The sequence below is a fragment of the Paenibacillus antarcticus genome (genome assembly GCF_001637225.1).
In the GTDB taxonomy this organism is placed as follows: domain Bacteria; phylum Bacillota; class Bacilli; order Paenibacillales; family Paenibacillaceae; genus Paenibacillus_AQ; species Paenibacillus_AQ antarcticus.
Map to the genome: position 1 here is coordinate 1 of NZ_LVJI01000015.1, position 21,610 is coordinate 21,610.

26 protein-coding genes and 1 pseudogene are annotated in these 21,610 nt (G+C 40.7%); 6 read left to right on the forward strand and 21 right to left on the reverse strand.

Going from position 1 to position 21,610, the window contains the following annotated elements; translation table 11 throughout:
• Window positions 1-18: 18 nt before the first annotated feature.
• From sigF to PBAT_RS10025, 13 genes and pseudogenes are all read right to left on the reverse strand, one after another.
• Window positions 19-774, reverse strand: coding sequence for an RNA polymerase sporulation sigma factor SigF (gene sigF / locus PBAT_RS09970; RefSeq protein ID WP_068649095.1), 756 nt, complete (start codon window positions 772-774; stop codon window positions 19-21).
• Between the two features lie 11 nt (window positions 775-785).
• Window positions 786-1,247, reverse strand: a complete 462-nt coding sequence (gene spoIIAB / locus PBAT_RS09975; protein WP_068649097.1) for an anti-sigma F factor — start codon at window positions 1,245-1,247, stop codon at window positions 786-788.
• On the reverse strand, window positions 1,244-1,597 hold the full coding sequence (spoIIAA, locus tag PBAT_RS09980; protein ID WP_068649099.1) for an anti-sigma F factor antagonist: 354 nt from the start codon (window positions 1,595-1,597) through the stop codon (window positions 1,244-1,246). Before spoIIAA ends, spoIIAB begins: the two co-directional genes overlap by 4 nt.
• A gap of 92 nt (window positions 1,598-1,689) precedes the next feature.
• Complete coding sequence (locus PBAT_RS09985; protein WP_068649101.1) at window positions 1,690-2,880, reverse strand: D-alanyl-D-alanine carboxypeptidase family protein; 1,191 nt, start codon at window positions 2,878-2,880, stop codon at window positions 1,690-1,692.
• Between the two features lie 194 nt (window positions 2,881-3,074).
• Window positions 3,075-4,406: a pyrimidine-nucleoside phosphorylase gene (locus PBAT_RS09990; protein ID WP_068649103.1), complete on the reverse strand. Its 1,332-nt coding sequence runs from the start codon at window positions 4,404-4,406 to the stop codon at window positions 3,075-3,077.
• A gap of 19 nt (window positions 4,407-4,425) precedes the next feature.
• Complete coding sequence (locus PBAT_RS09995; protein ID WP_068649105.1) at window positions 4,426-5,250, reverse strand: purine-nucleoside phosphorylase; 825 nt, start codon at window positions 5,248-5,250, stop codon at window positions 4,426-4,428.
• Window positions 5,251-5,268: 18 nt separating this feature from the next.
• A pseudogene (locus tag PBAT_RS24730) lies at window positions 5,269-5,495 on the reverse strand (phosphopentomutase); the annotation flags it as partial.
• Between the two features lie 140 nt (window positions 5,496-5,635).
• Complete coding sequence (gene xerD / locus PBAT_RS10000) at window positions 5,636-6,544, reverse strand: site-specific tyrosine recombinase XerD (RefSeq protein ID WP_068649107.1); 909 nt, start codon at window positions 6,542-6,544, stop codon at window positions 5,636-5,638.
• A gap of 120 nt (window positions 6,545-6,664) precedes the next feature.
• Complete coding sequence (locus PBAT_RS10005; RefSeq protein WP_068649108.1) at window positions 6,665-6,901, reverse strand: DUF4227 family protein; 237 nt, start codon at window positions 6,899-6,901, stop codon at window positions 6,665-6,667.
• 174 nt (window positions 6,902-7,075) lie between these two features.
• Complete coding sequence (gene fur, locus PBAT_RS10010) at window positions 7,076-7,537, reverse strand: ferric iron uptake transcriptional regulator (protein WP_068649111.1); 462 nt, start codon at window positions 7,535-7,537, stop codon at window positions 7,076-7,078.
• A gap of 81 nt (window positions 7,538-7,618) precedes the next feature.
• On the reverse strand, window positions 7,619-8,269 hold the full coding sequence (gene spoIIM / locus PBAT_RS10015; protein WP_068649112.1) for a stage II sporulation protein M: 651 nt from the start codon (window positions 8,267-8,269) through the stop codon (window positions 7,619-7,621).
• A gap of 76 nt (window positions 8,270-8,345) precedes the next feature.
• A complete protein-coding gene (locus PBAT_RS10020; protein ID WP_068649114.1) occupies window positions 8,346-9,560 on the reverse strand; it encodes an endonuclease Q family protein in 1,215 nt (404 codons plus the stop codon).
• Window positions 9,557-10,132, reverse strand: coding sequence for an NUDIX domain-containing protein (locus tag PBAT_RS10025; RefSeq protein WP_420848751.1), 576 nt, complete (start codon window positions 10,130-10,132; stop codon window positions 9,557-9,559). The genes PBAT_RS10020 and PBAT_RS10025 overlap by 4 nt, the downstream gene beginning before the upstream one ends.
• 87 nt (window positions 10,133-10,219) lie before the next feature.
• On the opposite strand from PBAT_RS10025, the gene mciZ reads away from it, so the two are divergent.
• Complete coding sequence (mciZ, locus tag PBAT_RS24735) at window positions 10,220-10,354, forward strand: Z-ring formation inhibitor MciZ (RefSeq protein WP_084402949.1); 135 nt, start codon at window positions 10,220-10,222, stop codon at window positions 10,352-10,354.
• A gap of 112 nt (window positions 10,355-10,466) precedes the next feature.
• A complete protein-coding gene (locus tag PBAT_RS10030; protein ID WP_068649118.1) occupies window positions 10,467-11,690 on the forward strand; it encodes a hypothetical protein in 1,224 nt (407 codons plus the stop codon).
• A gap of 79 nt (window positions 11,691-11,769) precedes the next feature.
• On the opposite strand, the gene PBAT_RS10035 is transcribed toward PBAT_RS10030, so the two are convergent.
• Window positions 11,770-12,915 carry a tripeptidase T gene (locus tag PBAT_RS10035; protein ID WP_068649119.1) on the reverse strand — a complete coding sequence of 382 codons (1,146 nt, stop codon included), beginning with the start codon at window positions 12,913-12,915 and terminating at the stop codon, window positions 11,770-11,772.
• A 98-nt stretch (window positions 12,916-13,013) separates the two neighbouring features.
• On the opposite strand from PBAT_RS10035, the gene prli42 reads away from it, so the two are divergent.
• Window positions 13,014-13,115 (forward strand): stressosome-associated protein Prli42, encoded by a 102-nt coding sequence (gene prli42, locus PBAT_RS25250; protein ID WP_149466365.1) that lies wholly within the window; start codon window positions 13,014-13,016, stop codon window positions 13,113-13,115.
• Between the two features lie 2 nt (window positions 13,116-13,117).
• Here the strand turns inward: prli42 and lipB are convergent, their stop codons facing one another.
• The 5 genes from lipB to lpdA all read right to left on the reverse strand — a co-directional run bounded on the left by lipB (window position 13,118) and on the right by lpdA (window position 18,835).
• The gene (gene lipB / locus PBAT_RS10040; protein WP_068649121.1) at window positions 13,118-13,819 is read right to left on the reverse strand and encodes a lipoyl(octanoyl) transferase LipB; all 702 of its coding nucleotides are present in this window, start codon (window positions 13,817-13,819) and stop codon (window positions 13,118-13,120) included.
• Window positions 13,820-13,881: 62 nt separating this feature from the next.
• Window positions 13,882-15,243: a dihydrolipoamide acetyltransferase family protein gene (locus PBAT_RS10045; protein WP_068649123.1), complete on the reverse strand. Its 1,362-nt coding sequence runs from the start codon at window positions 15,241-15,243 to the stop codon at window positions 13,882-13,884.
• A gap of 19 nt (window positions 15,244-15,262) precedes the next feature.
• The gene (locus tag PBAT_RS10050) at window positions 15,263-16,249 is read right to left on the reverse strand and encodes an alpha-ketoacid dehydrogenase subunit beta (protein WP_068590052.1); all 987 of its coding nucleotides are present in this window, start codon (window positions 16,247-16,249) and stop codon (window positions 15,263-15,265) included.
• A complete protein-coding gene (locus PBAT_RS10055) occupies window positions 16,240-17,274 on the reverse strand; it encodes a thiamine pyrophosphate-dependent dehydrogenase E1 component subunit alpha (RefSeq protein ID WP_068649125.1) in 1,035 nt (344 codons plus the stop codon). The genes PBAT_RS10050 and PBAT_RS10055 overlap by 10 nt, the downstream gene beginning before the upstream one ends.
• Window positions 17,275-17,413: 139 nt before the next feature.
• Entirely contained in the window at window positions 17,414-18,835 is a 1,422-nt protein-coding gene (gene lpdA / locus PBAT_RS10060; protein ID WP_068649128.1) for a dihydrolipoyl dehydrogenase, read from the reverse strand.
• A gap of 201 nt (window positions 18,836-19,036) precedes the next feature.
• Between lpdA and PBAT_RS10065 the strand changes: the two genes are divergently transcribed.
• Complete coding sequence (locus tag PBAT_RS10065) at window positions 19,037-19,342, forward strand: DUF2627 domain-containing protein (RefSeq protein ID WP_068649130.1); 306 nt, start codon at window positions 19,037-19,039, stop codon at window positions 19,340-19,342.
• Window positions 19,343-19,440: 98 nt separating this feature from the next.
• Here PBAT_RS10065 and PBAT_RS10070 read toward each other — a convergent pair whose 3' ends face one another.
• Window positions 19,441-19,761 (reverse strand): hypothetical protein, encoded by a 321-nt coding sequence (locus tag PBAT_RS10070; RefSeq protein ID WP_068649132.1) that lies wholly within the window; start codon window positions 19,759-19,761, stop codon window positions 19,441-19,443.
• Window positions 19,762-19,851: 90 nt separating this feature from the next.
• Complete coding sequence (locus PBAT_RS10075; RefSeq protein ID WP_068649134.1) at window positions 19,852-20,064, reverse strand: hypothetical protein; 213 nt, start codon at window positions 20,062-20,064, stop codon at window positions 19,852-19,854.
• 121 nt (window positions 20,065-20,185) lie between these two features.
• Here PBAT_RS10075 and PBAT_RS10080 point away from each other — a divergent pair, with 121 nt between their 5' ends.
• The gene (locus PBAT_RS10080) at window positions 20,186-20,755 is read left to right on the forward strand and encodes a thymidine kinase (RefSeq protein WP_068649136.1); all 570 of its coding nucleotides are present in this window, start codon (window positions 20,186-20,188) and stop codon (window positions 20,753-20,755) included.
• Between the two features lie 107 nt (window positions 20,756-20,862).
• Window positions 20,863-21,594, forward strand: coding sequence for a ZIP family metal transporter (locus PBAT_RS10085; protein WP_068649138.1), 732 nt, complete (start codon window positions 20,863-20,865; stop codon window positions 21,592-21,594).
• The last annotated feature ends 16 nt before the right edge of the window (window positions 21,595-21,610 follow it).

A 21,610-nucleotide genomic window follows, 5' to 3' on the forward strand; every position in this document is an offset into this window, starting at 1 on the left:
TCAGGATTTTTTGATGTGCTATTGAGCAATCTGTTCACGTATAAGCTGAAGGATTTTCTTTTCCAATCGAGATACTTGTACTTGAGAGATTCCAAGCCTACTAGCTACCTCAGACTGTGTCTGATCGCGATAATATCGTAGATAGACAATGAGTTTCTCACGTTCTGACAATCCTTCTATCGCTTCATTTAGTGCCAATTTATCGAACCATTTATCCTGAGATTCATCCGCGATCTGATCCATCAATGTAATGGGATCTCCATCATTCTCGTAGACGGTCTCATGAATCGAAGTTGGAGGTTTGTTTGCTTCCTGTGCAAATACAACTTCTTCTGGCGTGACTCCCAAATCATCCGCTACCTCTTTAATCGTCGGCAGTCGATTTAACACCTTCGAGAGCTCATCCTTTTTCTTACGAACTTTATTGGCCATTTCTTTCAATGAACGGCTCACTTTAAGTGTTCCATCATCGCGTAAGAAACGCTGGATTTCTCCAATGATCATAGGAACGGCATAGGTAGAGAATTTCACATCATAACTCAGATCAAATTTGTCAACGGATTTCAAGAGACCGATACAGCCGATTTGAAACAAGTCCTCTGGCTCATATCCTCGGTTCATGAACCGCTGTACAACCGACCAGACGAGACGAATATTACAGTGTACTAGTGTATCCCGGGCTCCGTAATCACCCGATTGACTAAGTGCAATAAGGCGTTTGACTTCTGAATCTTCCAAGTAGGTTTGCGAAGCTTTCTTCACATCAGCATCCATACGTCCAACCCCTAATTATATAAAGCTTTCTTGGATTCAATCCTCTTCTTCATCCTAATCGACGTGCCAACTCCGGGTTCGCTTACGACTTCACATTCGTCCATGAAGTTCTCCATAATCGTGAATCCCATTCCTGATCTTTCCAACTCAGGTTTAGATGTATATAACGGTTGTTTGGCAAGATCCAAGTCTTCTATCCCATGTCCACGATCTTCCACGGTCATGGTGACCGTGTCTCCTTCGATCTCTGCTGTAATGGTGACCGTTCCTGTGGAATCAGAATCATATCCATGAATAATGCAATTGGTAACCGCCTCCGATACGACCGTCTTCAGATCACTAAGCTCATCCATTGTTGGATCCAACTGCGAGATAAAAGCAGCCACGGCGACTCGAGCAAAAGATTCATTCTCCGATTTAGCTGCAAACGTAAGCGTCATGAAATTGTGAGCTAAGGCCTGTTCTTCACTCATGACACAACCTCCAGACTTGAGAGTGCATCGCTCTCACTTTCATAAATAGGCATAATCTTGAACAATCCCGACATCTCCAGTAGACGGAAGACTGGTTTAGTTGCATCGCATACAGCCATTTTACCGCCCTTACTCTTAATAAGCTTATACCTTCCAAGAATCACGCCTATACCTGAACTATCCATGAACTGCAGATCTTTCAGACTTAGAACAATATGATCGGTCTGCCGACTATGAATAGCATCATCTAGCTTCATACGAACATGATCTGCAGTATGATGGTCAAGCTCCCCAATAAAACGGACGATGAGTACTTGACGGTGATGCTCCATTTCCATTTGAAGATTCATATTTTGCTCACTCTCCTCCTTGTCATACACAAAGAGTTCTAGAAATGAAAATCATATTCCTGCATCACGACAAAACTAGAAGAAATCTGCTATCAATCAACAAAAAATAATTTAGCTGTCGTACGTTTGAACATCGTCCACCAACCAGCCTTATCCACTTTCGATGGGGACTTCAATTCAAACTTCTTAATGACTTGATCTCCTTGATATACGACTAGATTTCCTAGAACCTGCCCCTGCTCTATCGGAGCTTTTAGTTCTGGTTCTAACTGTAGTTCGTGCCTAACCTTTGAAGTATTACCGATTTTCTTCATCAAAACACTATATTGTTGTCCAGCGACAAGTTCAATCTCTTTGCTCTTCCCCTTATTAATCTCAACTTTCCCCATTACGTCACCTTCTTTAAAGATGGTTTGTTTCGTATATTGGGAGAACATGAAATCAAACATCTTAGATACTTCATTATTACGAGTCTTCGTATTGGGTTCTCCCAAAACGACAGATATTGCTCTTAAGTCACCACGCACTGCTGTAGCAGATAAACAAAACTTAGCCTCTGAAGTATACCCAGTCTTCAAACCATCTGCACCTGTATAGAATCTTACCAATTTATTCGTATTCACTAACCAGAAAGGACTCTTCGAATCTTTTCGTAAATAGTCCTGATACGCACCCGTATATTTAGTAACTTCTTTATGCTTCAGTAATTCACGACTAATGACTGCAATGTCATGGGCTGAAGAATAATGATTCTCCGCAGGAAGTCCATTACAATTGCTGAAATGCGTATCTTTAAGACCTAACTCAGCCACACGATTATTCATCATTTCTACAAAGGCTTCTTCTGATCCTGCAATGTGCTCTGCCATTGCTACAGAAGCGTCGTTACCAGATGCCATAGCTATGCCCTTCAGCATTTCATCTACAGACATCTCCTCACCAGGCTCAAGGAATATCTGTGATCCTCCCATAGAAGCTGCATACTCACTTGTTCTTACTTTGTCATTAAGTTTAAGTTTGCCTGAATCAAGTGCCTCCATAGTCAATAACATCGTCATAATTTTAGTGATACTAGCAGGTGGAAGCTTATCATGACTATTCTTTTCATAAATAATCGTACCCGTTTCCGCATCCATCAGCACCGCAGACAAAGCGCTTGGAGCAAGCTCGGTTTGGGTATGACTAGCATCCTTCTTCTTTTCCTCAGCGGCGTACCCATTCCCTGGAAAACTAAGAGAAACAAGACATAACACCGTTACAAAGATCAGTAACATTTTTTTCAAAATAAGTCCCCTCCTGACGTGAGATTGGTTATTACAAACAAATCTATCGTTGTAATAACGTACCTTCCCTTCAGTGTCGTCAGATTAGGTATAAAATATTCCATTAACATCCTATTTGGACATGAATATTTTTAACGATAACAAAAAATCCACAGGAAACATTCCCTGTGGATCTAGATCTTCAATAATATTTATTAGAATCGTTGCACACCATCTCGCGTAACAATGGCATAAATAAGTGGCGGTACTGGAACAACCTCTTCTGAAATCTGATAAGCCTGCAATACGTTATTCTCTATTTCTTGGATCTTAGCATCATTATCCATATTCGCATGAAGAACAGCTAATGTTTCACCTACTTCTATAACATCACCAATTTTCTTAAGTAACTTGATGCCTACGGCAAGATCAATAACGGAATCTTTCGTCTCACGACCCGCTCCGAGTAGCATAGCAGCAATACCTATGGATTCCGCTTGAATCTTGGAGATATAACCCGCTTGCACAGATTTCACTTCAATCACACGTTTGGCTGTTGGTAGTGTTTCTGGATGGTCAATCTGACCGATATCCCCATGCTGAGCTTGTACAAGTTCTCTCAGCTTCGCTAAGGCTGAACCATCTTCTAAATGTCCCTTTAGAATAACACGAGCTTCCTCTTCATTCTTTGCTTTACCACCAAGTACTAACATATGAGATCCTAGAATTAGACATACTTCGTGGAGATCCTTTGGGCCTTCTCCATTCAGTATTTCAATAGCTTCTTTAACTTCGAGTGCGTTACCTATTCCAAATCCAAGCGGTTGATCCATATCACTGATGACAGCAACTGTATGCCGCCCCAAATGACTTCCGATATCAACCATTGCCTGAGCGAGCGCAATAGAATCATCCAACGTCTTCATAAAAGCCCCACTACCCGTTTTTACATCAAGCACAATCGCATCAGCACCTGCGGCAATTTTCTTACTCATGATAGAACTTGCGATGAGAGGAATGGAATCAACCGTAGCTGTCACGTCACGTAATCCATATAACTTCTTATCCGCTGGGGTAATATTTCCACTTTGACCAATAACAGCAACTCCGACTTCATTTACTTGACTGAAGAATTGATCACGCTCCAATTCAACTGAAAATCCTGTAATTGATTCAAGCTTATCGATGGTTCCACCCGTATGGCCAAGACCACGCCCTGACATTTTGGCTACAGGTACTCCCGCAGCCGCTACCAAAGGAGCTAATACGATCGTTGTCTTGTCACCTACGCCCCCAGTAGAGTGTTTATCAACCTTAATTCCCTTAATAGGGCTCAAATCTATCTGATCACCAGATTGGGCCATTTCTAGCGTTAAATCGCCTGTCTCACGAGGTGTCATACCTTTATAATAAACAGCCATAGCCCATGCTGACATCTGATAGTCAGGAATATCACCATTCACGTAACCTTTCACTAGATAGGCTATCTCTTCACTGCTTAATTCATGCCCGTCTCTTTTCTTCTGGATAATATCTACAGCTCTCATTTTCATATCCCCCTATGAATTATATTTGTGGAATAATATCCAACACTAATCCTAGGAACTTCTCTCGAACTCGTTCCGTAGTCTCCATGACCTCATCATGAGATAACGGTTGATTCAGAATGCCCGCTGCCATATTACTAATACAAGAAATACCGAGTACTTCCATTCCGCAATGGCGTGCAACAATAACCTCAGATACAGTAGACATCCCTACGGCATCAGCACCCAATGTACGTAACATGATAATTTCAGCAGGCGTCTCATAAGTTGGACCTAGTAGACCAGCATATACACCTTTCTTCACTTTGAAACCTCTTGCCTTTGCTGTCTTCTTAGCTATTGTACGAAGCCGATGACTATACGCTTCCGACATATCTGGGAAACGTACGCCCAACGCCGCATCATTTGGACCTATTAAGGGATTACTACCCGTCATATTCAAATGATCAGAGATGATCATTAAATCTCCTGGCTCGAAATCTGTATTCACGCCACCAGCTGCATTCGTCACAAGCAGACTCTTTGCACCTAACTCTTTCATTACCCTTACAGGAAAAGCGGTTACCTCAGGTCCATACCCTTCATACATATGGAATCGCCCCTTCATCATGACAACAGGGCGTCCCTGAATGGTCCCCAACAACAGTTCTCCTTCATGTCCATCTACAGTGGATACAGGAAAGTATGGAATCTCTTGATAAGGTATTGCTACGCCGTCTTCAATTAGGTCTGCCAACACACCAAGCCCAGACCCTAGAATAAGTCCTATCTCTGGTTGAACACTACTTTTACTCGCAATATATCGTGCAGCCTCTTGAATGCTTTCTTGATTTAAATGGCTCATAAATCAACACTCCTCTACTTATATTAATTCGTGTAAGAAGCATGTCCCATACTTAGGTAACTGTGCCCCGAAATTATCAGTAATCGTTGCTCCTACATTCGGAGAATGTAGCACGAACTCCTAGGCTTGATGTTGCACTCAGACACGGACTTATACACAAGCAAAGGTACGTATTCACGTGTGTGATCCGTTCCACTATGAATGGGATCATTCCCATGATCTGCAGATATTATTAATAGATCATCCAATACCCACACTATCAAATACGATGAAACACACTCTTTCAAAAGCGTCATTCTTAGGATTACCCATTGATGTCAGTCCTTATTTTTAACACAAATCACAAATAGGATGGATCGTAGAGAACGCTACAGATTCAATCACTTTACAACGGTACTATCAGCGAAGACCGAGGATGGTGATCATCATATTGTTCCTTCAGATTCTTTTTCGTAAGAGAGCTGTACACTTGTGTGGTTGAGATATCTGAATGCCCCAACATCTCCTGAACAGATCTTAGATCAGCACCATTATCCAATAAGTGTGTTGCAAAAGAATGGCGTAACGTATACGGGGTAATATCCTTCTGTATACCTGTTTCCTTAGCATATTTCTTAAGGATTTTCCAGAATCCTTGGCGTGTCAATCGACTGCCTAGCGTATTTAGGAAAAGCGCGGTTTCTCCCATATTCTTCTTCAGAAGCTTCTCGCGGCTTTCTTTCATATATATATTTAAATAATTTGCAGATACCTTGTTCATCGGAAGAATTCTTTCTTTTCCAGAAGTCCCCATGCAATGTAGGTACCTTAACTCTGTATGAATATGTTGAGTATCTAGCGATACGATTTCAGAGACCTTCATTCCTGTCGCATACAAAAGCTCTAACATCGCCTTATCTCTCATCCCTTGCGTCCCTGAGGAATCTGGAGCTGATAACAAAAGCTCAACTTCTTCAACGCTAAGCACTTGAGGTACTGTCTTAACAATCTTAGGTGTTTCCATTTGAAGAGAGGGATCTTGTCCCACCAAAGATTCTCTTTGCAAGTATTGAAAAAAAGAACGAATGGACACCGTCTTTCGTGTGACGGTTGCCGCTGTACGGCCTTCTTGTTTGACAATTCCTAAGAAAAGAATGATGTGACTTCTATTAATCTGTTCGAGAGAGGTGATGCCTCGTTCCTCAATAAAGACCAGAAATTGAGCCAAATCACTTTCATAACTTTCCAACGTATTCTTTGATAATCCTTTTTCTTCATCCATATAGCGAATATAGGGTGCTAAATGGTGCTTCATGGGTCATTGCACTCCTTTTTTAGGTACATGAAGCTGACAACTGTCTTTGCCTTCATAAATGATTACTTTGTATTCGACAAAATTCCTCAAACTCCTGCTTCGTGCTATCCCTTACCACCTTTATTCACCATACCAGTAATAGAAGCGAAGCCGCTCTCCCATACTCGTATCCATGTTTCCTTGCCCATCTACAGCCTGAAATGCTTTGACAGCATACCCTTTGGGGATTCTATATTGGTCTACAGGTGTAATCCACTCACCAAAGATACCTAAAAAATGATAGACCAAGTACGTCAATGCTATAAATACAATAACAGATCGAATAAAAGCAAGGCATCTACGTAAAGAAATAACCATCGAACCCCTCCTCTTTACCTAGAACATATGAAAAAAGATCTATCATTATGACAGGTATTAGGTACGGATTGGAATTAACATGAAGTATAAGTATACAGCAAAAAGCTCCCCCCAAACAAATCTTGTGCTGGTGAGAGCTTGGTCTAGCTATTCATATATTTAGGAATACATACATTAAGAGTCTTTATTACCCAAGTTTTTATCGTTACAACGACTACAAATGCCATGGAAGTCAAGTCTATGATCTGATACAGTGAAATTATACTCCCTGTCCAGACGCTCCTCCAAAGGACCAAGCCAATCTTCACGAATCTCATCCATACGTCCACATTGGACACAAATCAGATGATGATGATGATGCTTAGCAGTATCAGTGCGCAAGTCATATCGAGCAACACCGTCACCAAAGTTGATTTTCTCCACAACATGAAGTTCACTCAACAGTTCAAGCGTACGATACACTGTAGCTAAACCAATCTCAGGGGCAATTCCCTTTACTAACATAAACACATCTTCCGCACTAAGGTGGTCTTCTTCGTTCTCTAAGAGAATTCTGACTGTAGCTTCCCGCTGGGGTGTCAGCTTATAGCCCTGGGATTGTAGCTGTTGTTTGATTTTATCTATCCGAGCCTGCATACTCTCCCCCCTAGGAAATACTGCCTTATTAATCACTTCTTTCATTATAGGATGAGTCTATAAATAATGTCAAACTCATTTCTAATATAAAAATGAGAGTTTTGTTGGATTTACTAGCATCGGCGTTACCCATCTCATCATCGCTGGAGTGACCCATGTTTCAAAGGACGCGATCCCTAGCATTAGTGCCCCCATGACCATGCTCAGCACGACATAATTAATAAAGGGACGTGTAAGACTACCGTGACCATGCATCAATACCCTATTCTTAATTATATGTAGAGAAAAGGAAATTGCTGCCACACTACAAAGTACTAAAACCGGAATAACAAATAGGTTGTGAGGAGCAACAGATACTAGAGCAAATAGAAGCCCTTTCCAAGAAAATTGTCCCACTAAATAACCAACTGTAAAACCGATCAGTACGCCTTTTAGAAAATCAAGAATTAATATACCGGGCAGACCAATGACAGATAACCCGCAAATCCAGATTAATCCTACCCACTTCAAATGCAATAAAGCAATGTTCCAGTACGTAACTTGTTCCGTTCCAGTACTTCCTTGGTCTAATATCACAAAATAATTACCTAAATATCTCGCCAGATCTTGTTGCTGTTCTAACGAAAGTGCATTAACCATCAAGGCTCCAAAAATGACCCCGACGAGGAATAATACACCTACAAAAATAAATAGCATCGTCTGGTCTTTAAAGGAATGGCGTATGGATTGCATCTTACAAAAGTCTCCCTTCCTATCACATATGTATAGGTTATGAGAGACTCTTATAAACTATGACTTTGTCTACCAATTAGGTCCGTTTAACTTTGCCGTATGTTCCCCCGCCACCTGACACTAGGTGAAGTTCACCCTTCCTCGCCATGATGATGTGTTGTGCCATTTCTATACCTACCACTTCAGCTATCGCTTGTTCATTCGCCTGATGAAGAATGTTCATTTCCGTTCCGAAAACATTTAGCAATGCTGCCATTTTGGCCTTACCAAGTCCTGGAATGAACTCTAATGGAATCTGGTAATAATAGGGTGGACGATGATCGGGTATATAGGGATCACTTCGATCTGAAATACTTTGTATCCGATCCAACACACCTTGAACTACTTTTGTACTTCCACAATTCATACAATTCTGCCCATTCGTTGTTACTCCATGTTCATCGATGATGACATGACAGCTATTGCAGTATGTTCGATGATATTTACCCAATCGTGGATTCAATCCATAGTTGGAACTCACACGGCGTCCATCTTCTCTTACCAAAGCTTTACGCAATTCTTCAAAAGAAGGTGTAGCTAAACTAATCTTATTGTACTCACGCCCTATTTTGCCAAGGGAATGCGCATCGGAATTACTCAAGAAAGTAAAATCATCTAACTCGCTCAAGGTACCCGCCATAGTAGAATCAGCACTTAAACCCAACTCAATGCCACTGATCAGGTTAAGATCTAGGACATCTTCCATCGAGTCTGTTACATTTCCATACATACCCTTATGAGGTGTGAACACATGCGCTGGAATCATAATTCCACCTCGATTTACCACTTCTTCCTGCAACAACCGTGCAGGCACATATATCCGTTGCGTACTTAAATTGATGTTGGTCATATGATGACTCATCCAAGCGCTAAATTGTTGCATAACGTCCAAGTTGGGGAAGTAAGTTAATAGATGAGCAGCACCTTTATCTGGTTCATTAAATTCAATTTCACATCCCAGGAGAATGGTTGTTCCCCGATACTCAATCCCCCCACCGATCACTTCATTCATTTCCCCAGAATATAAACAAGATAGGATATCACTTTGTACTGAAGGGGAATGACAATCAATAATTCCTATGAGGTCTATCCCTTTACGTTCGGCCGCTTCCTTAGCGATATTGGCAAATGTAAGATTTCGACTTCCCGTTATTTTTACCGCTTGTCCATTAGTTGCTCTACCTATATGAATATGTAAATCCGCATAATAATCTTGTAGCTTATCTTGATGTTGTAATGAGCTCAAGGTCATCCTCCAAACGTCCCTGATATTGTGTATAGATGCCAAGCATACACAGCCATAATTGTCTTCGCATCACTGATCCGTCCTTCTTGGATGTAACGATACGCTTCTTCAAGCGTAATTTCTGATACTTCTAGAAATTCATCTTCATCTGGAGCCATTTCACCGATTTCCAATTGCTCCGTCACATACAAATGAATAATCTCATCAGCAAATCCAGGTGATGTATAGAACGATTGTAATCGATTGATCTCACTACAACGATATCCGGTTTCTTCTTCTAATTCGCGAATTGCTGCTTCCATTGGATCTTCGCCTGGCTCGAGTTTACCTGCTGGTATCTCTATCTCACACCGACCTAAAGCTTGCCTAAATTGATCCACAACTAACATCTTGCCATCGTGCAAAGCAAGTACTGCAACAGCTCCAGGATGTCTAACCACTTCACGTGTTGCCGTCTTCCCATCGGGTAGACGCACGGTATCAACCTGTAAAGAAATGATTCTTCCTTCGAATATAGGCTGTGATGATAATGTAACCTCATCCAATGCAGATGATGGTTTAGATTTATTTTCTTTCAAGATAATACCCCCTAATTTATGCATGAAAGGACATGCTCTTACATATGGTGTTATTATAACAAACTTCATTTGAAAGAAGGTAATCGTATGAAGAGCTATCGATCAACAGATTCATTCCATATGGTAGGACAAGCTTGGCAGATTAAAATCATGCTTCAACAATGGCAAAAACAATGGGGACCTGACATCACCGTAGAGGAACTACTCAAAAAAATGAAATAAAAATGTTTTCTAACATATTTTGTTCAAGATTCGACATATTATGAATAATAATTAATTCATCCTATAAACTAATGACTTCCTGTTGCGTTATACATATGATGGAGGCGTTTCTATGAATAGAAAAGAACTAGAAGAACAACTACTTATTGAGCCATTCCCCTCTAAGCTTCAATATAACATGGGAATGTGGTACAAAACACGTGGTTTACATACTGAGGCAATAGATAGCTTTCAGAAATCATTACATAATAATAGTCGAGAATTCAAAAATGACCTATTTGAAGAAGGATTCGATAAATCATTAGTATGGCTTGAATACGGAAAAATCAACAAATGGGACGGCCATAAATCGGAAGCTATCTATGCATTCCAACAGTGTCTTAAGTACGGTAAATATAAGTTGGATGGGTTCATTGAATGGGGCGATCTTCTTCATTCGATGGGTAAGAAAGACAGTGAAATCATGGATATATTGTACCAGAAATGTCTTGAAAATAAGCTGAGTTCTACACTATTAGCCCATGCTTTGTTAATGCTAGGATGCTATAAAGAGTCTTATAACCTATACTCTTCTATTAGCCATTTGTCTAAGTGTGATTATCTCCTATTTATTCAGTGTTGTCTTCATACAGGTGAATTCTCCCAAGCTCTTCGTTTGCTGGAGAATAGATCAGAAGAACTTATAGATTCAGAACTACGCATAGGATCATTCACAACCTCCTCAGAAACCCTTCTGAACCTCTGTCTATGGTTAACGAGTGATCGTCGCTTTCCCAAGAGTCTAACACGTAGTCAACAATTAGATTTAGCTAAGCTTGCCATTTGTCACGGACTACCGGATGAATCGTTGTCAATTGTACCTGTTCCAGATGAGACTGAATTAAGTCAGTTAATATACCTGCTATATATTGAAGGTTATGTTGATAAATCCATAGATTCCATCACTACTCTATTACCTCTTCCTTTGCATATGAAAGAACAACATAGCCAGAATCTATGTTTTATTGCAGCTGAAATGATGTATGATGAAGGGCGATTACAATCCGCAGCTGAGCATTTCGAACAAATCTATATGAATGACATTACGCATACAAAGTCACAGTTTGCGACAGCAGCATGTTTTCTACAAATAACATTGGAATCCTTATTAAGTAGGAATGAACCTATCCCACAAGAAGATGATTCCATGCAACTAGCAGAACAATATATACATAATATTACCCAGTCTTTACACATCATACATCATACAAATTGGCATACTGTTTGGGGAACCGCTCAGAGACGACGCATGTCATCTAAACCACTTGAATTCCCTCTTCCTTTCAGTAAAGCTTAAGATAAGAAACATTCTTGGCCTAGGTATAAAAAAAAGACTCTGCTGTTTTCATAGCAGAGCCATTTTTTTATACAATATATTATTTAACTTTGCTTGCTGTCTCTTTACCAGATTCCTGAATGATCGCAACGACCATTTCGGATGCTTTTAGCATATCGACTGCTTTGATTCGCTCTTTGGTCGTATGAATGTTCTCATATCCTAGTGCAAGGTTTACGGTTGGAATACCGAATCCATTAAATATGTTAGCATCGCTTCCTCCACCAGAATGGAATACACGACTCGTTAATCCGAGGTTCGAAATGGCACGCTGAGCAAGCTTCACGACAGCATCATTCTCTGAGAAGTTAAAAGCAGGATATAGAATTTCGCTAAAGAATTCACATTCGGCGTTATATTCTCTAGCTGTTGTCTCTAACGCTTCTCTCATTTGTGCAATCTGCTTATCTACCTTATCTTGAACAATACTACGAGCTTCAGCATCTAGTTGAACTCGATCGCACACGATATTGGTTGGACCACCACCTGAAAATTTACCAATATTAGCTGTCGTCTCATGATCAATTCGGCCCAACTTCATACGTGAAATCGCTTTGGAAGCAACTTGAATAGCACTAATTCCATCTTCCGGATTCACACCAGCATGTGCTGATTTACCGATAATCGTCATTGTAATTTTGGCCTGAGTTGGCGCTGCAACAGCAATAGCACCAATTTCTCCGTTGGAATCAATGGCGTACCCGAATTCAGCATCCAAATGGACAGGATCAAATGCTCGTGCTCCACGCAGTCCTGATTCCTCACCAGCTGTAATAATGAATTGTACTTGTCCATGGGGAATCTTCTGCTCCTGAATGACACGAATAGCCTCGAGAATAGCAGCTATCCCCGCCTTATCATCCGCTCCTAGAATGGTCGTACCATCACTCGTAATCCAGCCATCTTCAGTAAGTGAAGGTTTAATACCCACACCAGGAGTTACCGTATCCATATGGCATGTGAAGAAGATATGCGGTGCGTCGATGAGTTGATCCGCTTCCCATGTTATAACCAAATTACCCGCGCCATGACCTGTAACTTCTTTACTATTATCTTCAAACACGGTTAATCCAAGATCACTGAATTTTTTCTTGAGTACGATGGATATTTCCTCTTCATGCATAGTCTCACTATCTACTTGTACCAATTCTATGAATTCCTGCACAATACGCTCTTGCGATGTCATTGGACTTCCCTCTCTCTCTTGGATACGTTACAATAAGTGAATAACAACATACCTAATCTAATTATTCCAACTAAACTTAAAATCAAAGGAGTTACTTTATGCAACGAAAAAAAGTATTTCGTGTATTCATTTATCTCATGCTTATAGCGATGGTTGGCTCTACATTGCTAATGGTCGTTGAACCTTTCGTGGCCCGCTAAATTCAGCGGGCTTCTTTTAATTCAACCGATAACGAACCTTCATAATCAAATAATGAGCTGAATAAGGGTGCAATCTCACTCGCAACTTGCATGATATCAAATTCTTTTCCCGTACAATCCTCAAGCGTTGTAACTCCAAATTCCTGGATTCCACACGGTACAATGCCTTGAAATCCCTCATTCTGAATTCCGGCTGTAATATTAAAGGCGAAGCCATGACTTGTCACAAACCCTCGATGATGCCGACATTTATTAAACTTCACACCAATCGCACAAATCTTATGTTCACCTACCCATACACCCGTATACTTGGGCTTACGAATCCCTTTAACACCATAAAGAGCCAAGTAATCAATGATCACCTGTTCAAGACTTCGTAAATAGCCATGTAAATCAATTCCACCCTCTTCACTTAATAATAGCAAGGGGTATCCTACCAGTTGTCCTGGCCCATGATAAGTAATATCTCCACCACGGTCAATTTCAAACAAAGCAATGCCACGTTCCTTTAACTGCTCTTTACTAAGAAGAAGATGTTCCGGATGTTTCTGAGATCCCATGGTATACGTGGGTGGATGCTGCAAGAGCAACAGGGTTTCCTGTTGCTCTCCAAGATCTATACGACGAACGAGTTCCTTTTGCATATCCCAAGCCTCAGCATAATCAATGAAAGGTATATAAGAAATATCAAGTGTTTTGCGCAAACGTCATATCCCGCCCTTCTCTGTAAGACAAAAAAGACCTAATTATCTACAGCCAACGTTTCTTAGTACAGCTTCGTATCTAACGTATAACCCTCTAGGTTTTCCTTCACGCGCTGAAGGAATCGTCCACAGATAACACCATCCAGAATTCGATGATCTAAAGATAAACATATATTAGCCATAGAACGAACAGCGATCATATCGTTAATTACAACTGGTCTTTTGACAATGGATTCGAACGTCAGAATAGCAGCTTGTGGATAATTAATAATTGGATATGATAGTACCGAGCCAAAGGAACCCGTATTATTCACAGTAAACGTACCACCCTGCATATCATCCAGCTTTAATTTCCCTTGGCGTGTTTTCGTCGCAAGTTCTTCAACTTCCTTAGCGAGACCTGCAATATTCTTCTGATCTGCTTTCTGAATAACAGGAACCATTACAGTATCGTCTGTTCCTACGGCCAGAGAAATATTAATGTCACGTTTGACAATAATTTTATCTGTAGCCCACACAGAATTCATAATAGGGTAGTCTTTAATTGCATTTACAACAGCTTTTAAAAGAAACGCTAAATAAGTTAAGTTAACTCCTTCATTGCGTTTGAACTCATCCTTGAGCTTGTTGCGTATCAATACTAAATTCGTTACATCTACTTCAATCATCGTCCAAGCATGAGGGATTTCGGATACACTTTGTCGCATACGTGTTGCAATCGTATTACGGACAGGTGTGATATCAATCAACGTCTCAGCTCTTCCTTGTTGTCCCTCTATAACATTATTCGGAATTTGTGGGTTTTCATTTAAATGAAGACCTGAGTTCCGAGTAGCAGGTGATTTATTCTCCACATATTGAGAAGGCGTCACCGCAGGATTCGTATGTGATAATCCTTGGAATGGTGAATTTGCTCCTCCCATGTCCGCAGAAGATGGCTTAGCTTGTTGTGAATGACCCTGTTCTACGTATGCCAGAACGTCTTTGCGAGTGATCCTTCCCGCCATGCCTGTTCCAGGAATGTCTGCAAGATTCAATCCATGTTCAGCTGCTAAACTTTGTACAGCAGGTGAATAACGACTACGCATCGACTGATCCGATGATATAGTAGATGAAGCCTCAGGAGTTGCTATGTTCGCTTGTGTATTTAGAGCAACGGATTCATTCGTAGAAATCACTGAAATTCGACAGATAACTTCACCTACACCAATCGTCTGACCTTCTTCAGCGATAAGTTCTCCCATAATTCCATCTACCGTAGATGGAATTTCAGCATTCACCTTATCTGTAATAACTTCACAGATCGGTTCATATTGTTCAATTCTATCTCCAGGTTGCTTAAGCCATTTGCCAACTGTCGCTGAGACGAGAGATTCGGCAAGTTGGGGCATAAACACATCAATTAATTGTTTATTATCAGACATATCATTCACTCCTAAACTTCTAGTAGTTCGCCAAATGGATCATGGCTTCTTTCACTTTATCCTTCGTAAGCATGTAGAATTTCTCCATCGGAGGGCTAATTGGCATAGCTGGAACATCCGGACTACATAATCTCATGATAGGCGCATCTAAATCATACAAACATTCTTCCGAAATGATGGCAGATACTTCTGCACCAATACCACCTGTTTTATTATCCTCATGAACAATAAGTACTTTGCCCGTCTTACGAACTGATTCAAGGATAGCATTCCGATCGAGCGGTTGTAACGTGCGTAAATCCAATACATGAGCTGTAATTCCCATTTCCTTCTCCAACTCTTCAGCAGCCTGCATACAGAAATGAAGCGGCATACTGTAGCCAATGACTGTAATATCATCGCCCTCGCGTAATACATTAGCTACGCCAAGCGGTACAATATAATCATCCAATGGTACATCTTCTTTAATGAGCTTATAACATTTCTTGTTTTCGAAAAAGAGCACCGGATCCGGGTCACGAATAGCCGCTTTTAATAATCCTTTGGCATCATATGCCGAGTAAGGTGCGACAATTTTCAGGCCTGGTGTACCAAAGAATATCGATTCAGGACACTGAGAATGGTACAACCCGCCAAATATCCCACCTCCAATAGGTGCCCGAACGACAATAGGACAATTCCAATCATTATTTGAACGATAGCGGATTTTGGCCGCTTCACTTATAATCTGATTCGTTGCAGGTAACATAAAGTCCGAGTATTGCATTTCAGCAATCGGCTTCATGCCATACATAGCTGCTCCGATCGCCACACCGGCGATAGCTGACTCAGCCAGTGGGGTATCCATCACGCGTTCTTCTCCGAACTGATCCATTAATCCCTTGGTCGTCGTAAATACGCCGCCCTTAACCCCAACATCTTCACCGAGAATAAATACATTCTCATCGCGTTCCATTTCTTCCTTCATCGCAAGACGAATCGCGTCGATATATTCCATTACTGCCATGACTTCTCCTCCTCAGCGCTAGCATAGACATGCAGAAGCGTATCTTCTGGTTTCGGGAACGGTGCACGATCAGCATATTCCGTAGCTTCTTTAATCTCCATATTTAACTGTACAACCAAGTCAGCATCCTTATCCTCATCCCAAATCCCTAGACTAATGAGATAAGATTTCATGCGAGCTACGCCATCTTTCTTCCAATTCTCATCCACTTCTTCTTGCGTACGGTACGCTAAATCATTATCCGAAGTAGAATGAGGTGAAAGTCGATACATCATAGCTTCAATGAGTGTTGGTCCTTCTCCTCGGATCGCACGTTCCCTTGCTTCCTTAACAACCCGATATACTTCTAGTGCATCGTTTCCATCAACTCGAATACCTGGAAATCCGTATCCAAGCGCACGATCACTAATATTTCCACTAATTTGTTTATGAATTGGAACAGAAATCGCATATTGATTGTTCTCACACATTAAGATGACAGGCAACTTGTGTACACCAGCAAAGTTACATCCCTCATGGAAGTCACCTTGATTACTTGATCCTTCTCCAAAAGTAACAAAAGAAACAAAATCCTGCTTCTTCATTTTGGCTGCTAACGCAAATCCAACCGCATGAGGAACTTGCGTTGTAACCGGACTTGATCCAGTAACAATTCGTAGTCGCTTGCTACCAAAGTGTCCTGGCATTTGGCGACCACCACTATTCGGGTCTTCTGCCTTAGCAAAAGCTGAGAGCATCAATTCTCTTGGCGTCATTCCTACGGCTAAGACAAATCCATAGTCCCGATAATACGGAAGGAAGTAGTCCTTCTCACGATCAAGGGCAAACGCCGCTGCAACTTGTGCAGTCTCTTGACCCACACCAGACACGTGGAAATTTATTTTACCTGCCCGCTGTAGTAATAAATTACGTTCATCAAATTTACGTGCCAACAGCATATATCTGTACATGTCGATCACTTGACCATCACTCAGTCCAAGTTGCTCATGCTGATTTTTCACATTAATAACATCTTTATCATTCATCGAAGGTCCTCCTTGTTCATAGAGCCAAATCCTTTTATCTGATCTCTATCTGATCTGATCTTAAAACCAGGTACTAAGACTAGGCTAAACCTATTATAATCCTTTTTCCTTTAAAAAGAAAAGATGATTTATCACACCTTTACATTCCGATCGCATTTCCATCAACAGCAAGCATGGCTTCCCCTAGTACTTCAGACAAAGTCGGGTGTGGATGAATGGTCTGACTCACTTCCCAAGGTGTTGCATTTAATACCTGTGCTAATGCGGCTTCACTGATTAAATCAGTCACATGTACCCCAATCATTTGTACGCCTAGAATATCATTGGTCTTAACATCGGCAACAACTTTGACGAATCCATCCTTGCTTCCATGTACTAAGGATTTCCCAATTGCCTGAAAAGGAAACTTCCCAACCTTTACATCCAATCCTCTTTCCTTAGACTCTTTCTCTGTGTAACCGACACTTGCTACTTCTGGACGGGTATACACACAACGTGGAATGAGTTGTGATTCATAAGGATGTACTGTCTCACCATGAATATGGTTTACCGCCGCAATGCCTTCATGACTAGCCGCATGCGCCAATTGCACGCCTCCAATCACATCTCCTATAGCATAGATGTGAGCTTCACCTGTCTGCATGAACTTATTAACAGCAATAAATCCTTTTTCTGTACGAACATCCGTATTCTCAATACCAATGTTCTCAATATTGGCTTGACGTCCAATGGATACCAGCAACTTCTCAGCCATGAGACTCACTGTTTGATCCCCTTGCTGGATATTCAACGTAAAGTTACCATCGTTTGCTTGATATGTATCCACTAGCACTTTGCTTCCTGTTAGTACTTTAATACCACGACGGACAAAAATTCGTGTTAGCTCTTTCGAAACATCGCCATCTTCTTGTGGAAGCAGTTGATTAGCCGCTTCTACGATCGTTACCTGAACGCCGAAATCATTCAGCATCGAAGCCCATTCCACACCAATAGCACCACCACCGATAATGATTATAGATTGTGGTAATTGTTCCATTAAGAGTGCTTCATCACTGCTAAGAATATGAATGCCATCTGGTTCAAGACCCGGCAATATCCGAGGACGGGAACCTGTAGCTATGATTAAATGTGCTGGAACAACGGTTTCCATTTCTCCGTCTGAAAGCTCTATAGCTACAGCTCCACTCTTAGGTGAGAATATGGAAGGTCCAGTCACCCGACCTTTACCGTGTAACACTTTTATTTTATTTTTACGCATTAAATATTGAACCCCTTGATGCAATTGTTCAACAATATCAGTCTTACGCTGCTGCACATTAGGGAATACGACCTTCACTCCACTCGTCTCAATACCGTAGCTTTCGCTTTCTTTAATATCTGCATAAACTTCAGCACTTCGTAATAAAGACTTACTTGGTATACAACCTCGATGGAGACAGGTTCCGCCAAGCTTGTCTTCTTCAATAATAACGACATCTTTGCCTAATTGAGCAGCACGGATTGCGGCCACATACCCACCAGTTCCGCCTCCTAATATTGCAATATCACATGTAATAGTCATATACATCCTCCATCTATTTCGTTTTTACCTAATGGAACGTCACACCTCTAGTTACGATATTAACATTCGAATACTCTCTTATATCTTACTCCTTTTCACTCGTATTACAAAGTTTAAAGGTTCAACACAAATAGACAACCCTGCACGAACACGGTATTATACATGGAGGTAAACATTCCAAGAAATAGGAAGGATTTAGCCATGAAATTACTGATCACCCGTTTTATTGCCATTCTAATTTTAGTTATTCCAGGCTTAATGGCTATGACTGGATTTCTGATGATGAAAGATTCCATATTTGATTTCATCTCATTACATGGTGACGATACCGTTACAGATCCATCCTTCCAATGGCTTCACTTTGGAGGAGGCCTAATTCTCTTTGTTGCAGGCATGGCTTTCCTAGGTGGCTGGATTCTAACCAGAGATCGCAAAAAAAATTACGTTGGTCCACGATTCAAAGAGAAACGTAAGCCTAAAGCAACTCAAACCCCTACTCAACCATAAGTTTAACGTGAGGACTATCGGAATAACTAGAAACTTCATCAATCTTATTTGAACAAATAAAGACTCTGTTGGCATATAGCAAACGGAGTCTTTTTGTATTATCTGGGATTATTTTGATTACTTGAAATGACATCAATTGCATTTAAAATATCTGATTGCTGTTGATTTGATGGGGGACCCAGTATGGGAAGTTCCGTTAACTTATCCGTGGTCAGTAAAACCTGTAATACATTATCACGAGTATATATCACAGAATCTATATTAAAGAACCCGGCCAATAGTGCACCAATTAAAGATATCTGTTGTGGAGTTAAATTCGGGGTAGATAAGTTCGTGCCTTGCCCCTTGTTGGAAATTAGAACTTTTTTTTTCATCTTTTTTTTCTTAGAGGGAACACTCACAATCACCCCACCCTTCACCACAAATTCTCCTTCCTATAACATATAGCAAGAATCTAGAATTGGTGATATGGATAAGCACATTTTTGCATATATAAAGTGTATATTCTTTTATTCGTATAAGGCATCCCGAAGCTTACTTGACATTCTTGACTCCTTAGAACTAGATTTCAGCACTGATTTTCTTAAGGATAAGTTCAACTGAACGCATTTCTCTAAATCCTCCACAAGTTGATTCAGGAGCATTTGCGTGTTCAAATCAAGCGCCCCTTCCGTTTCCAAAGCTGCAATTCGTTCTTTATATTGTTCTACCGTGTTGTTCATTTTATTTCCTCCTATTTGGGTACTATTTATGTGTTTGAAGTTTTGTTAATATGGATAAATGACTGGGAAATTGATAATCCCCACATAATACTTTGAGGCATAATGAAAGGAAGATGTACGGTTGGCACAATTATTTTTTAAATATGGCGCTATGAATAGCGGTAAATCCATTGAAATTCTTAAAGTTGCTCATAATTATGAGGAACAGAATAAACATGTTTTGATCTTCACATCAGCGATCGATGATCGAGATGAAGTTGGTTACGTATCTTCAAGAATTGGCTTACGTAAAGAAGCAATCCCCATTTATGAGGATACTGATATTTTTCGAATCGTACAAGAGCATCATCCTAAACCTTCATGTATTCTAATCGATGAATGCCAGTTCATGGCTGAGAATGGTATTCTTCAGCTTGTCCGAATCGTCGACGAACTTCAGGTTCCCGTCATGGCATTTGGACTGAAAAATGATTTTCAAAACAACCTCTTTGAAGGCAGTAAATTCATGCTGATTTATGCTGACAAAATTGAAGAATTAAAAACAATCTGCTGGTTCTGTGAACGGAAGGCAACCATGACCTTAAGAGTAGAGAATGGGAAACCTATCTATACAGGACAACAAATCCAGATCGGTGGAAATGAGACGTATTATCCAGTATGTCGTAAATGCCATGCCAACCCATCACTATAACAATACAACACAAAAAAAGCTCTTCCACACCCCATTTTCTAAAATGACGGATTGTAAATCCAGGTGAGACAAGGCTTGACGATTCATTCTTAGAGAGGAGTTTATCTATGGAAGCAGCTATCATTGGAAGCTTTATATCAGCTATGGCTACTGTACTCGGAGCTGTTCCTTTATTCTTCGTAAAAAGTCTTTCTGAGAAGTGGAAGGATATCCTAATCGCCTTTACAGCAGGAATCATGGTATCCGCCTGTACGTTTGGATTGATGCCTCAAGCAGTTAATGAATCAGGAATCATAGCACTAACTATTGGGTTGTTACTAGGTATTATTGTTCTTGACCTCATTGAGAAGAGCATTCCACATATCGATGTTGAGAATGATTCTGGTATTAGTACGTTCGATTCTAAATCTCTGCTTGTCATTATTGCACTCTTCATCCATAACATCCCTGAAGGCCTTAGTACAGGCTTTAGCTTTGCCAGTGATAACGACATCTTAGGACCCATGGTAGCCATCTCTATTGGTGCACAGAATATGCCAGAAGGGTTAATCCTAGCCATATTCTTAATGAATTCTAACGTAACGAAACTCAATGCATTTCTACTCGTTGCAGTCACAGGCTTTATAGAAGTTATTGCTGCTATTGTAGGTTACTTTGCCGCAAGTTACATAGAATCTTTAATCGGTTACGGTCTAGCTTTCGCCGCCGGAGCCATGATGTTTATCGTGTATAAAGAACTTATTCCTGAAAGTCATGGACATGGATATGAAAGACCTTCCACATACTCTTTTATCATTGGCCTACTTGCGATGGTATACATCAGTTACATGTTTAGTTAAACCCTGAATGAACAGA

Excerpts from the sequence above, each read along its gene's own strand:
- sigF (WP_068649095.1), bottom strand. The coding sequence starts at position 774 with ATGGATGCTGATGTGAAGAAAGCTTCGCAAACCTACTTGGAAGATTCA.
- spoIIAB (WP_068649097.1), bottom strand. The coding sequence starts at position 1,247 with ATGAGTGAAGAACAGGCCTTAGCTCACAATTTCATGACGCTTACGTTT.
- spoIIAA (WP_068649099.1), bottom strand. The coding sequence starts at position 1,597 with ATGAATCTTCAAATGGAAATGGAGCATCACCGTCAAGTACTCATCGTC.
- PBAT_RS09990 (WP_068649103.1), bottom strand. The coding sequence starts at position 4,406 with ATGAGAGCTGTAGATATTATCCAGAAGAAAAGAGACGGGCATGAATTA.
- PBAT_RS09995 (WP_068649105.1), bottom strand. The coding sequence starts at position 5,250 with ATGAGCCATTTAAATCAAGAAAGCATTCAAGAGGCTGCACGATATATT.
- xerD (WP_068649107.1), bottom strand. The coding sequence starts at position 6,544 with ATGAAGCACCATTTAGCACCCTATATTCGCTATATGGATGAAGAAAAA.
- PBAT_RS10005 (WP_068649108.1), bottom strand. The coding sequence starts at position 6,901 with ATGGTTATTTCTTTACGTAGATGCCTTGCTTTTATTCGATCTGTTATT.
- fur (WP_068649111.1), bottom strand. The coding sequence starts at position 7,537 with ATGCAGGCTCGGATAGATAAAATCAAACAACAGCTACAATCCCAGGGC.
- spoIIM (WP_068649112.1), bottom strand. The coding sequence starts at position 8,269 with ATGCAATCCATACGCCATTCCTTTAAAGACCAGACGATGCTATTTATT.
- PBAT_RS10020 (WP_068649114.1), bottom strand. The coding sequence starts at position 9,560 with ATGACCTTGAGCTCATTACAACATCAAGATAAGCTACAAGATTATTAT.
- mciZ (WP_084402949.1), top strand. The coding sequence starts at position 10,220 with ATGAAGAGCTATCGATCAACAGATTCATTCCATATGGTAGGACAAGCT.
- PBAT_RS10030 (WP_068649118.1), top strand. The coding sequence starts at position 10,467 with ATGAATAGAAAAGAACTAGAAGAACAACTACTTATTGAGCCATTCCCC.
- PBAT_RS10035 (WP_068649119.1), bottom strand. The coding sequence starts at position 12,915 with ATGACATCGCAAGAGCGTATTGTGCAGGAATTCATAGAATTGGTACAA.
- prli42 (WP_149466365.1), top strand. The coding sequence starts at position 13,014 with ATGCAACGAAAAAAAGTATTTCGTGTATTCATTTATCTCATGCTTATA.
- PBAT_RS10045 (WP_068649123.1), bottom strand. The coding sequence starts at position 15,243 with ATGTCTGATAATAAACAATTAATTGATGTGTTTATGCCCCAACTTGCC.
- PBAT_RS10050 (WP_068590052.1), bottom strand. The coding sequence starts at position 16,249 with ATGGCAGTAATGGAATATATCGACGCGATTCGTCTTGCGATGAAGGAA.
- PBAT_RS10055 (WP_068649125.1), bottom strand. The coding sequence starts at position 17,274 with ATGAATGATAAAGATGTTATTAATGTGAAAAATCAGCATGAGCAACTT.
- lpdA (WP_068649128.1), bottom strand. The coding sequence starts at position 18,835 with ATGACTATTACATGTGATATTGCAATATTAGGAGGCGGAACTGGTGGG.
- PBAT_RS10065 (WP_068649130.1), top strand. The coding sequence starts at position 19,037 with ATGAAATTACTGATCACCCGTTTTATTGCCATTCTAATTTTAGTTATT.
- PBAT_RS10075 (WP_068649134.1), bottom strand. The coding sequence starts at position 20,064 with ATGAACAACACGGTAGAACAATATAAAGAACGAATTGCAGCTTTGGAA.
- PBAT_RS10085 (WP_068649138.1), top strand. The coding sequence starts at position 20,863 with ATGGAAGCAGCTATCATTGGAAGCTTTATATCAGCTATGGCTACTGTA.